The sequence below is a fragment of the Novipirellula herctigrandis genome, assembly GCA_007859835.1.
Classification (GTDB): Bacteria; Planctomycetota; Planctomycetia; order Pirellulales; family Pirellulaceae; genus Novipirellula_A; species Novipirellula_A herctigrandis.
The window spans coordinates 7,961,676-7,972,842 of the sequence record SJPJ01000001.1 but is presented as its reverse complement, the minus strand read 5'-3'; the positions used below and the strand labels follow the sequence as shown (position 1 = coordinate 7,972,842).

9 protein-coding genes are annotated in these 11,167 nt (G+C 53.7%); 6 read left to right on the top strand and 3 right to left on the bottom strand.

Features of this window, described 5'->3' with window-relative positions:
• On the bottom strand, window positions 1-735 hold a 735-nt coding region (locus CA13_RS29025), incomplete at its 3' end, for a GIY-YIG nuclease family protein (RefSeq protein WP_419194967.1).
• An 85-nt stretch (window positions 736-820) separates the two neighbouring features.
• Between CA13_RS29025 and CA13_RS29020 the strand changes: the two genes are divergently transcribed.
• The 5 genes from CA13_RS29020 to CA13_RS29000 are packed head-to-tail and all read left to right on the top strand — an operon-like array spanning window position 821 to window position 8,945.
• Complete coding sequence (locus CA13_RS29020; protein WP_146402620.1) at window positions 821-1,027, top strand: MerR family transcriptional regulator; 207 nt, start codon at window positions 821-823, stop codon at window positions 1,025-1,027.
• 17 nt (window positions 1,028-1,044) lie between these two features.
• Window positions 1,045-3,828, top strand: coding sequence for an N-6 DNA methylase (locus CA13_RS29015; RefSeq protein WP_146402618.1), 2,784 nt, complete (start codon window positions 1,045-1,047; stop codon window positions 3,826-3,828).
• Window positions 3,819-5,060 (top strand): restriction endonuclease subunit S, encoded by a 1,242-nt coding sequence (locus CA13_RS29010; protein ID WP_146402616.1) that lies wholly within the window; start codon window positions 3,819-3,821, stop codon window positions 5,058-5,060. Before CA13_RS29015 ends, CA13_RS29010 begins: the two co-directional genes overlap by 10 nt.
• A complete protein-coding gene (locus CA13_RS29005) occupies window positions 5,053-8,220 on the top strand; it encodes a type I restriction endonuclease subunit R (protein ID WP_146402613.1) in 3,168 nt (1,055 codons plus the stop codon). Before CA13_RS29010 ends, CA13_RS29005 begins: the two co-directional genes overlap by 8 nt.
• Window positions 8,220-8,945, top strand: a complete 726-nt coding sequence (locus CA13_RS29000) for a M48 family metallopeptidase (protein ID WP_146402612.1) — start codon at window positions 8,220-8,222, stop codon at window positions 8,943-8,945. Before CA13_RS29005 ends, CA13_RS29000 begins: the two co-directional genes overlap by 1 nt.
• Before the next feature lie 91 nt (window positions 8,946-9,036).
• On the opposite strand, the gene CA13_RS28995 is transcribed toward CA13_RS29000, so the two are convergent.
• Together CA13_RS28995 and CA13_RS28990 are read right to left on the bottom strand one after the other, a co-directional pair.
• Entirely contained in the window at window positions 9,037-9,744 is a 708-nt protein-coding gene (locus CA13_RS28995) for a hypothetical protein (RefSeq protein WP_146402610.1), read from the bottom strand.
• Entirely contained in the window at window positions 9,722-10,474 is a 753-nt protein-coding gene (locus CA13_RS28990; RefSeq protein ID WP_146402609.1) for a hypothetical protein, read from the bottom strand. Before CA13_RS28990 ends, CA13_RS28995 begins: the two co-directional genes overlap by 23 nt.
• 174 nt (window positions 10,475-10,648) lie before the next feature.
• Here CA13_RS28990 and CA13_RS28985 point away from each other — a divergent pair, with 174 nt between their 5' ends.
• Entirely contained in the window at window positions 10,649-11,008 is a 360-nt protein-coding gene (locus CA13_RS28985; RefSeq protein ID WP_146402607.1) for a hypothetical protein, read from the top strand.
• The last annotated feature ends 159 nt before the right edge of the window (window positions 11,009-11,167 follow it).

Here is an 11,167-nt window from a genome sequence, read left to right as displayed (position 1 = left end):
ATAGTCTTGTGTGAAGTAGTAGTGGCCATCGCGTTGTTCCATCACGCCAGCTGAAATCAAGCTCTCGCGTTTTGGAGTTAATGAAGCCAACGCGGACGTTACGACTTCCACTCTGGCTTTGCTTCCCTCGTGTACTACAAAACCGTCCTCAACCAATTCACCTTCGCCCTCGCTTCCTCCACCGCGACAGAAAAACGTGATTGACGATGGACTTTGCTTTGCTAGTGGTTCAAAGACCGGATAGCCCAAAGTTGAAACCAAGGTGCTAATCGTTTCAAACACGTCAAGCAACTCCGCTTCCATTGGCTCGGGAACGTAATTCGAATTGTCAGGCACCTGGCCGTTGTCGAGCGAATAGCGGGAGACATCTTTTGCTCGTTGCATGCAGTACCACTCCAGGTATCGAATGTGGGCCTGCGTGAAGTTTTGCGTTTTGGAGACGCAGAAGATCGCCGTCTTCCAAAACGGCTTCGTTTTGTTATGGCTATCGAAACGCTTCCGAGCGTCTTCCGTCTGGCCGATGTAAACGATCGGCTTCGCTTCGTCTTCGCCCTCGCCGAACAAGAAATAGATGCCGGGCAGATCCAGTTCCTTACGAAGCTTGCCCTGGGCCATATCGCTACGCGGGATCAAAACCGCTTGCACGATCCGTGTTGTGATTTCAGCGATACGAATGCCGCGTGGCTCACCGGCTGGCAAATAGATTTGAATCGTCTTGGCAGTGGCAGTCGTCATTTGCTCCGGCCTATCAGTGGGGTGCAGGGTTTTGTAGACTTTATCACTGAACAGCGCCAGCGAACAGCCAGAGAGCGACGATTCGATGACGAAATTGACTGACTACGTGAAGACCGCCGAGGCGGCCGAAATTCTTGGCGTGTCACAAAACACCCTTCGCAAATGGGCGGAGGCCGGCAAGATACCAATGCGACGAAATCCAGCGAATGGCTACCGATTGTTCAAGAGATCCGACCTAGAACAGTTTCTGAAGAAGCTCGATCAACCGACATCAAACAAGCGGCCGAAATAGCAGGAAGCAAATAGCGTATGGCAATCAAGAAATCCGAACTCTACTCGAAAATCTGGGCATCGTGCGATGAACTGCGTGGAGGCATGGATGCTTCTCAGTACAAGGACTACGTCCTGTTCATGCTGTTCATCAAATACGTCACCGACAAATACGTGGACTCCGATGACATGAAACCGGCGGTCAACATTCCGCCTGGAGCCAGCTTCAAAGACATGATTGCCCTCAAGGGCAAGAGCGATATTGGCGACAAGATCAACACGCAGATCATTCAACCACTGATCGACAACAATAGCCGTCTCGCCCGCAGCGACTTTCCGGACTTCAACGATCCCAACAAGCTCGGCGAAGGCCAGGCGATGGTGGACCGACTGACCAATCTGGTCAGCATTTTCGAGAGTCCCGACTTGGACTTTTCCAAGAACCGAGCGGACAACGACGACATCCTCGGTGACGCGTACGAGTACTTGATGCGTCACTTCGCGACACAGAGCGGAAAGAGCAAGGGGCAGTTTTATACGCCGTCGGAAGTCAGTCGCGTAATCTCCAAAGTGATTGGCATTTCGTCCGACACTGCGGTCGCTTCAACCACGGCATACGACCCCACGTGCGGATCTGGTTCGTTGCTGCTGAAAGTCGCTGATGAAGCTGGAGTCCATATCACGCTGGAGGGCCAGGAGAAAGACGTCACCACGGCCGGTCTTGCGCGGATGAATATGATCCTGCACAACTTTCCTACCGCCAACGTTCTCGCTGGGAACACGCTTTCCAACCCGAAATTCAAAGACAATGAGCGGTTGCGGACATACGATTACGTCGTCGCCAATCCTCCGTTTTCCGACAAGACGTGGAGTACCGGCCTAACACCGGACAACGACAAGTACCAGCGATTCGCCTGGGGGACGCCACCGGGCAAGCAAGGCGATTACGCTTATCTGCTGCACATTATCCGCAGCATGAAAAAAGAAGGCAAAGGAGCCTGCATTCTCCCACACGGTGTGCTCTTCCGTGGCAACGCTGAAGCCGTCATCCGTCGGAAGCTCGTCGAATCTGGCTACCTGAAAGGCATCATTGGCCTACCCGCCAACCTTTTCTACGGCACTGGCATTCCGGCTTGCATTGTCGTGCTGGACAAAGAAAACGCTACCGCCCGCAAGGGCGTGTTTATGATCGACGCCTCCAAAGGTTTCATCAAAGACGGCAACAAAAATCGGCTTCGCGAGCAAGACATCCATCGCATCGTCGACACCTTCAACCGTCAAGACGAATCCGACCCACGCTATGCCCGCATGGTCCCGGTTACGGAAATTCAAAACCCGAAAAACGAATATAACCTCAACCTGCCGCGTTACATCGACAGCAGTGAACCGGAAGATATCCAGGACATCGATGGCCACTTGAGAGGCGGGATACCCGACCGCGATATTGACTCGCTGGGGGCGTATTGGGACGTCATCCCCGGCGTTCGCGCCAGCCTTATCGAACCAGCTGACCGCCCCGGTTACTGTCAACTGCGAGTCCCCGTTTCCGACGTTAAGCAAACGATCTATGAGCACAACGAATTTGCCGACTTCATCAAGTCGACCACCAAATTCTTCACCAAGTGGAAGAAGGCCAACCATCCGCGATTGACCGGCTTCGACACCGGTGACAACCCAAAGCAACTGATCGAGACGATCTCGGAAGACCTACTCGCCACATTCGACAATGCCCCGCTGCTTGATGCTTATGACGTGTACCAGCATCTGATGGACTATTGGGCAGAGACCATGCAGGACGACTGCTACCTTCTCGCCGCCGAAGGATGGACGTCAGGGAATGTGCTCCGCGAGATTCGCAAAGTAAAGAACAGCAAGGGCAAGTTGACTTGGCCGGAATCACATGAAATAGAAATTGGGAAACGACGCTTCAAGTCAGATCTCATCCCCAAGCCACTGATCGTAGCCCGCTATTTTGCCAAGGACAAGCAGGCCATCGACGCCATGGAAGACGAACTGGCGAATGTAGCCAGCGAGATGGAAAAATTAAAAGAAGATCATGAAACCGGCAAAGAAATCGGTGAGGAGGGCATCATGAAAGATGTCTCATCAAGACCCGACGCGCAGGAAGCCCGGACCGAAGCGATCGTCGCCATTTGGAACGAGGAAGACCCAAAAGCGTGCGGCGAGTACACGTCACTCATTGAATCAGCAGAAAAGCTTTCCCAAAAGCTTCAGGAAATTGGCGCCGATGGATTCTTCAGCGAGCGACGAAACAAGAACGGCTCGATCGGATTAAAAAAGGTGACCGACCGTCTCAAGGAAATCGACAGAGGCGAAGAGTTCGATGTGCTCACCAAGTACGTCAACACCGACAAAAAGCAAAAGGCCATCGCAAGGAAGGCCAAGCAAATGCTGGACGCCGCCGAGACCGAAATCGTCAAACGGCTTTCCGAAGTGCCGCTCCCGGAAGGCTACGAAGACCTCGCTGCCGTTAATCGCTATTTGCAGCTTCTTGAGCAAAAGAGCAAAATCGAATCTGAGAAGAAAGCGGCTGAGAAAGCCCTCGACCAACTTGCCCACGACAAGTATCCGGAGTTGAGCGTTGATGAAATCAAGTCGCTTGTTGTGGATGACAAGTGGTGCGAGCATCTATCGACGTGTGTTGGGGGCGAACTTGATGCCGTGTCACACGACTTGACGGCAAGGGTTCAGCAACTCGCTGTCCGGTACGAGAAGGCCCTGCCTGAACTGGCATCCGATTTGGTTGAACTACAGGGCAAGGTGGACAAACACCTTGTAGCAATGGGTGCTTCATGGGCGTAAAAAGCGGATTCCAACAGACTGAAGCCGGATTGATCCCATTGGATTGGACAATCTCATTTGTCGGGGAAGAGTTTGACATCAAACTTGGGAAAATGCTCGACGCGGAAAAGAATGAGGGCGTTCCCAAACCGTACATCGGCAACCGAGCCGTTCAGTGGAACAAGATTGACATTGGCGAATTGCCAACAGTCCCATTGACGTCAGCGGACCTCAAAAGGTTTCGGCTTGAGAAGGGAGATCTGTTGGTCTGTGAAGGTGGCGACGTTGGAAGAGCCGCAATTTGGGATGCTCCGATTGAAGAGTGTTACTACCAGAAAGCACTTCACCGATTGCGTCCGTTAAGGGGATTTGAAGTCCGACTAATGGTTGCACTCCTTTGGCAATGGTCACGTCGGGGTGTACTTGCAAATTTCGTCACTCAAACGAGCATCGCACACCTTCCGCGTGAGAAGTTCATCGAAATTCCAATGCCGATTCCCCCGCCGGCCGAGCAGCGAGCGATTGCGGAAGCGCTCGGCGATGTGGATGCTTTGCTGGGGGTGCTGGACCGGATGCTCACCAAGAAGCGTGATCTCAAACAGGCCGCCATGCAGCAACTCCTCACCGGGCAAACCCGCCTACCCGGATTCAAAGGCGAATGGGAAGAAAAAACATTGCAAGAGATTTGCGAATTCACGAATGGGAAACCGCTTGAAGGCGAGGTAAAGGCTGACGGGCGTTTCAACCTTATTACCCTCGACAGCATTGGAATCGACGGCCAACTGAAAAAGGAGCACAAGCGGACGGACCATTGTGATAGTTCTCTTGATGCAGGCGACATTGTGGCGGTGTTGAGCGATTTGGCACACGGAAATCTGTTGGGGCTATGCGACGTAATTCCCGTGAGTAATGCCTATGTTCTTAACCAACGAATGGGGCGATTGCGGCTATCTGTCGAAGGCGATTCTCGATACGTCCGGCTTCAAATAAATCGACGACAAAGCCACTTCAAGAAACGGGGCCAAGGCACATCGCAGCGTCACATCTATAGGAGGGACTTTGATGCACTAGAAATACCGTTTCCTGACCCCCAAGAACAAACCGCGATCGCCGAAGTGCTCTCCGACATGGACGCTGAGATCACGGTCCTTGAGAGACGCCGCGAAAAGACCTCAATGCTCAAGCAGGGAATGATGCAGGAACTGCTCTCCGGAAAAACACGGTTGATTCAACCGGAGGCTTGCCATGCCTAAACAGCCACGCTCTGAACGGCAGACGCAAATTCGTGTCGCAGAAAGATTTACCGATACATCACATCCCAAGTGCCTGGGCTACCGGCACCTCGGTGATTGGAGGACTCGTGAGAATAACCGCCCGATCGAAACCGAGTACTTAAAGACGCATTTGGTCGAGCGTGGATACTCCGATGTTCAGATTTCTGCAGCGATTCAAAAACTGTTGGCGGCTGCCGATACGACTGGCATTTCGCTCTATCAAGCAAACATGCGGACCTACCAGTTGCTTCGTTACGGAGTTCAAGTGCAAACCGCTGCGGGGCAATCTCACGAAACCGTTCACTTAATTGATTGGGGCAATCCGGATAAGAACGACTTCGCGATTGCTGAAGAGGTAACGCTTCGCGGTGGTCACGAACGTCGCCCCGACATTGTTATCTACATCAATGGGATCGCCATCGGTGTTCTTGAACTGAAGCGTCATTCGGTCGGGATCGCCGATGCGATCGAACAACTCCGCACCAACCAGGAGGAGATCTTCAACAAAGGGTTCTTCGCAGCAGTGCAGCTCGTGTTCGCCGGCAACGATTCCGAGGGTCTGAAATACGGGACAACCGGAACACCGACGAAGTTCTTTACCGCATGGAAGACCGAAGACCAAGCAGTTCGTCCGGACAGCAGTGACGTCGTCCAGGAGAAGCTAGGGAAGTACTTGACGCAGGCCCAAGACAGCAATGCATCGGTTGAGCAGACAGAGGCCGGATACTTGCTTGACGAACCACTCGCTGAAATGTGCGAGAAGTCTCGGTTGCTGGACCTGATCCGCAATTTCATCATCTTTGATGCTGGCCAGAAAAAGGTCCCACGCGTTCATCAGTTTCGTGGAGTTAAGGCAGCGCAGGAACGAATCCGGCAAGAAGAAGGTGGGGTGATTTGGCATACGCAGGGAAGCGGCAAGAGTATCCTGATGGTGCTGATCGCAAAGTGGCTTCTGGAGCACGACTCGAATGCTCGAATCCTGATCGTGACCGACCGAGACGAATTGGACAAACAGATTGAAGGCGTCATGAGAAACGCCGGAGTCATTGGTACCGATTCTGCCTCGCCGCGAGTCACTTCCCGTGCAGAATTTGAAGAGAAAATCGGCCAGACTACGCCGCGTGTCTTGTGCGCTTTGATCCATAAATTCGAACCAGACCTGAAGGCAAGCAAGCCGCCGATTCATGGACGTTTCTACGTCTTCGTCGACGAGTGCCATCGGACGCAAGGCGGTGACATGAACAAGCAGATGAAGCGTTGGCTAAGCGATGCGATTTTCATTGGCTTTACCGGAACGCCGCTGCTTCGGAAAGACAAGAAGATGACTCGCGATGTCTTCGGCACGAATATTCATACGTACAAGTTCCACGAAGCGGTGCGGGACAAGGTTGTCCTGGACCTGAAGTACGAAGCTCGCAGCGTTCCACAGCGTCTAACCACCCGCACCGAAATTGATGCGTGGTTTGATCAAGCGACGCGTGGGTTAAACAATTTTCAACGCGCCATGCTGCGAAAGCGTTGGGCGACGATGGAAGAGCTGATGAGTTCTGGTGAGCGCAAGCAACGGATCATCGGCAACATCATTCACGACTTTCGAGTCAGGCCGCGACTGAACAACGACCGGGGAACCGCCATTTTGGTAGCGGCATCCATCTACGATGCGTGCCACTACTATCGGTTGTTTCAAAACACAAGCTTCGCCAGCAATGTTGGAATCATTACGTCGTTTCAACCGAACCACAATGCGATTTCGAGAGAACCGGCGGGTAGCGACGAACGCTACAAGTTTGACACATACACAAAGCACGTTTTGCAGTCCGGGGAGACCACGAAATCCTACGAAGACCGTGTGAAACAACAGTTCATTAACGAACCAGCGAACATGAAGTTGTTGGTGGTGGTCAGCAAGCTACTCACTGGCTTCGATGCCCCGTCCTGCACGTACATCTACCTGGACAACGAACTGCACGACCATAATCTATTTCAGGCGATCTGTCGGACGAACCGTCTTGATGGCGATGACAAGGAATTCGGGTACATCGTCGACTACAAGGAACTGCTCGAAGACGTCCAGGAAGCGATCGCCGTCTACACGAGCGACGAATTAGATACCGAGGATGGTGGCGAAGACTCCAACGTTGAGTTGAAAGACTGGAAAGCCGAAGGGAAGAAGCGTCTCGACAAAGCAATACAGGCACTGGCCTACCTCTGCGAACCGGTTGCACAACCACGCGAGGTGGAACAGTACCTGCGATACTTCTGTGGCGATGCGAACTCGGCAACTGCGTTGATCGAGACAGAACCATTGCGAATTTCGTTCTACAAGGCGGTTGTCACGTTCCTGCGTGCCTACGCAGCGATCGCAGGAAACCTTAGTGAGGCTGGTTACTCGCTGGACGAGACCAACACGCTACAGCGTGAATCGAAGTTCTACAGCGACATGCGAGTAGCGATCAAACGGCATTCAGGTGAGGAGCTGAATATCAAACCGTACGAATCGGACATGCGACACTTGATCAATACTTATATCCAGGCGGATCCTGGCCAGCAAATTGGCCCAACCCTCGACCAAGTTCCACTCACCGAGTTGATTGTTGAAACGGGCATCCACGACGCGATCGCTAAGAAGCTGAATCAAAAAGGCAAACTCTCTCGAAACGCGATCGCAGAGGGAATCATTAACAACGTCCGCAGGACAATTATCCGTGATCAACTGACTGACCCACGGTTCTACAGCGAAATGTCACAACTGCTTCAGGACCTGATTCAGCAGAAGCGTGACGACACGGAATCCTACGAGCGTTTCCTGCAAAAGGCGGAAGAGTTAGCGAAGAAACTCGTCAGCAAGTCCGGTGGCGATCATCCGGACATTCTCAACGGTAATCGGGAAGCGATCATTCTGTTTAACAACCTTGCGGACATAGAAGCGAGCACGTTTCAATGCCCTACTGACAATGAAGACAAGGCGAACCTCGCATTACAGATTGACAACGTGATGCATGAAAAAGCACCTGCAGCCTGGAAGGGCGATGACACTCGTGAATCGGAAGTTCTGAACGCGATCTTCCCGCTCTTGGCACGAGACCGAAAAGCAACCAAGGCGTTGTTTGAGATTATCAAAAGTCAGCCGGGATACTGATGAACGAGACAATCGTACTTGGCGAAACATCCATTTCCGTAACACGCAAGGACGTGAAGAACGTTCATTTGTCTGTTCATCCACCCGACGGTCATGTCACGCTCGTCGCGCCGACGTCAACGAGGTTGGACGTTGCGCGTGCCTATGCAATTTCAAGGTTGGATTGGATTCACGAACAGCAAAGTGCATTGAGAAATCAGGCTCGTGAGACACCCAGGGGCTTCGTGGAGCGAGAGAGCCACTATGTATGGGGCCGACGGTATCTGCTGCATCTTGTCGAATCAGACGCCAAGCCAGAGGTTAGTCTCGATCACAAGCGAATGACCCTTACGGTCCGTCCAGGTAGTGATACTGCCAAGAAACAACAAGTCATCCATGATTGGCACAAGTCTCTCCTGCACGAAGCGATCCCAAAATTGATTGAGAAATGGGAACCGACGCTGGGCGTGAAGGTCAACCAGTACTTCCTGCAACGGATGAAGACAAAGTGGGGATCCTGCAACCATGACGCTGGCAATATTCGCCTGAACACTGAATTGGTTAAGAAACCCAAGGACTTGCTCGAATATGTGGTCGTTCACGAAATGGCTCACCTGATCGAACCGGTTCATAGCGATCGCTTTGTGGCGATCCTCGACGAACACTATCCGAACTGGCGAGAAGCTAGAGCGGAACTAAACGAACTCCCTCTCGGGTCTGAGGACTGGAATACGCAGGCCGAATAAGTGCCGAGGATTAAGAGGCCCCGGCACTTACTCGCGCATTCATCGATATAACCAAATTGTCAAAGAGCAGAGTTGGCCAGCGGCGTGGCGTTTACGGTTCAAGCAAACGGTCTTCGATATCTGACAAGCGTGCTTGCAACGCGCTGACCGTGTTTTCGGCTGGCTCAAATTTGGCTCGCAGGTCAGCCAGGATGGCTTCGTGCGGTTTGGCTTGCTCGGTGTAGCGGTTCGCTTCGTTCTTGAACGGCGTCGCCTCGGCTTTCTCTTTGTCGTGCCGCATCCAGCTTTCGCGTTTGTCCATTTCTTCGGCGAGGGACGCTCGCGTGTGGTCGGCCGCGCTGAGTTCTTCGACGACCGAATCGTATTCAGCGACCAGTTCACGGTCCTCGCAGGTGTTGCGGAGTTCCATGCGGGCCTGGGACGCTCGCGTGCGGATCGTGTTGATCTCCGTTCGCCGGATGTAGAGAGGCGACATTTCTTCTTCGTGCTTTGCCGTCAACGCTGCGAGGGCTTGCTCGGCACCGTCGATCTGCTTGGCGAGTTTGGTCGCTTCGCTTTCGAGCGGCGCGATCGCGTCGTACTCGTCACGCAGATTGCGACGGCGGGCCAGTAATTCGGCGTCGTGGCGAAGTTCCTCGAGCGTCCGTTCGTTGTCGGCCAGCACGGTAGCGATCTTGTCGGCGTCTGGTTCTTTGCCGTCGCAGATGCTGGCGACCAATCGCCGGTAGTCAGACCACTTGGTGATCCGTCGCTGGCGTTGGCGGTTGGTGATCGTTTCAAGTAGTGATGTCAAATTCATCGTGGTTCCTTTGGCGTTGGTGATGGGAATTGATCCAAGAACGTTTGTCGGCTTCGTAGATGGCCTTGAAACCGGGCGTGACGGGTTGTGAGCAGATCTGGCGGAACGATGCGGCACACAACGCGTCCGCTTCGGGCTTGATCGCTTGCGCGACTGTGTTGATTGTAGAAAGGGGTTGGCCGGTGACATGCCGAACCGCTCGGGGCTGTAGACCTCGTCCGCTCGGATGTCGAAGCCGAGACCGGCCGCACGATGGCGGCAGGTGGTACGCAATACGCATGAACCGCGATTCATGCGTCGTCCATGGTGGCGTCGTTCCATCGCCCTCCTCGTCGCGAGAAACGGCCTCGGCGATACGGATCGCTTCGGCGCGGATGTACCGCTGGTTGTACGGACGCGGTTGGAACAGCGATGGGCGTTCTAGGATGTGGGCCAGTTCGTGCAGCGTCGTGCCGAGCAGCTTGTTGTACGTTCGCTGCGGGAAGTCACGCTGGATATTGAGGTTGCCCAACACGATCACTGGCCCACGGACGCCTTCCCAATCGGCGAACGTATGGTGCAGGTGCATATCGAGGCTTGGCGACGTGTAGCCGTAGCAAACCGTGTCTCTTCCAAGCATCGGTGGTAGGTTGGTTTGCGGAACAACCCATAGCGGCGAACCGGATAGCTCAGCGGGCGCGACGCGGTAGCAGAGGTCTTTGGCATCGGCGATTACTTGTTCCATGTCCATTAGTGCGTCCTTGCGAGAGAATGGGCTCGCCGAAGCGAATTTCCGTGTGTTTTGCGGGCTGAAATTCGTTCGGACAAATTAAACAAAGTGTGCCTATAAGCGTGGCTGTTCCCGCTGGCGTGACGGGAGAACCGGTTTTCGCCGGAGTACCTAAAGCATCATTGGAGGTTTGAAATGGCTAAAAAACCGCGTCGACGACGCATCTACTATTCCGCATTCACGTACTCGGACGGTGCTGCGGTCTCGTGCGTACCTTGGCCCCAGCCAACCGCGAAGCAAATCAAAGACCGGGATATGTACGTTGACGAGGATTTCCTTTGTCGTGAGCATCGGTACAAAGCCAGCGATTTCGTGTCGCTTGAACCGGAATTGGCTCCGCGATACTCCGACATCCTTACGAACCGTCTAAATACGCGTCGCGCCATTCGCGAATTGGTACTGCCCGAAATTGCTGCCCTTGCCGCTACGCTCCAGCGGATCGAGAAACGGTTGGAAGCTATCGAGCGTTCGGTCGGCGACGGCGAGGCCTCGTAGCTTGGCCACACTGCCACACACGTTCGCTCGTGTCGCGTTTGGTTTGGTTGTTGGCGTTCTCGTTCGCTCGTTCGTCCTCCCGCGTTTGCACGCACACGAAACCCTGGCCCCTGGGGCGTGGCTCGTGCACGCACCCAGGGGGGTACTAGGGGGTGTGTG

What these genes read in the sequence shown, in the direction of transcription:
- CA13_RS29010 (WP_146402616.1), top strand. Translation starts at nt 3,819, where the DNA reads ATGGGCGTAAAAAGCGGATTCCAACAGACTGAAGCCGGATTGATCCCA.
- CA13_RS29015 (WP_146402618.1), top strand. Translation starts at nt 1,045, where the DNA reads ATGGCAATCAAGAAATCCGAACTCTACTCGAAAATCTGGGCATCGTGC.
- CA13_RS29000 (WP_146402612.1), top strand. Translation starts at nt 8,220, where the DNA reads ATGAACGAGACAATCGTACTTGGCGAAACATCCATTTCCGTAACACGC.
- CA13_RS28985 (WP_146402607.1), top strand. Translation starts at nt 10,649, where the DNA reads ATGGCTAAAAAACCGCGTCGACGACGCATCTACTATTCCGCATTCACG.
- CA13_RS28995 (WP_146402610.1), bottom strand. Translation starts at nt 9,744, where the DNA reads ATGAATTTGACATCACTACTTGAAACGATCACCAACCGCCAACGCCAG.
- CA13_RS28990 (WP_146402609.1), bottom strand. Translation starts at nt 10,474, where the DNA reads ATGGACATGGAACAAGTAATCGCCGATGCCAAAGACCTCTGCTACCGC.
- CA13_RS29020 (WP_146402620.1), top strand. Translation starts at nt 821, where the DNA reads ATGACGAAATTGACTGACTACGTGAAGACCGCCGAGGCGGCCGAAATT.
- CA13_RS29005 (WP_146402613.1), top strand. Translation starts at nt 5,053, where the DNA reads ATGCCTAAACAGCCACGCTCTGAACGGCAGACGCAAATTCGTGTCGCA.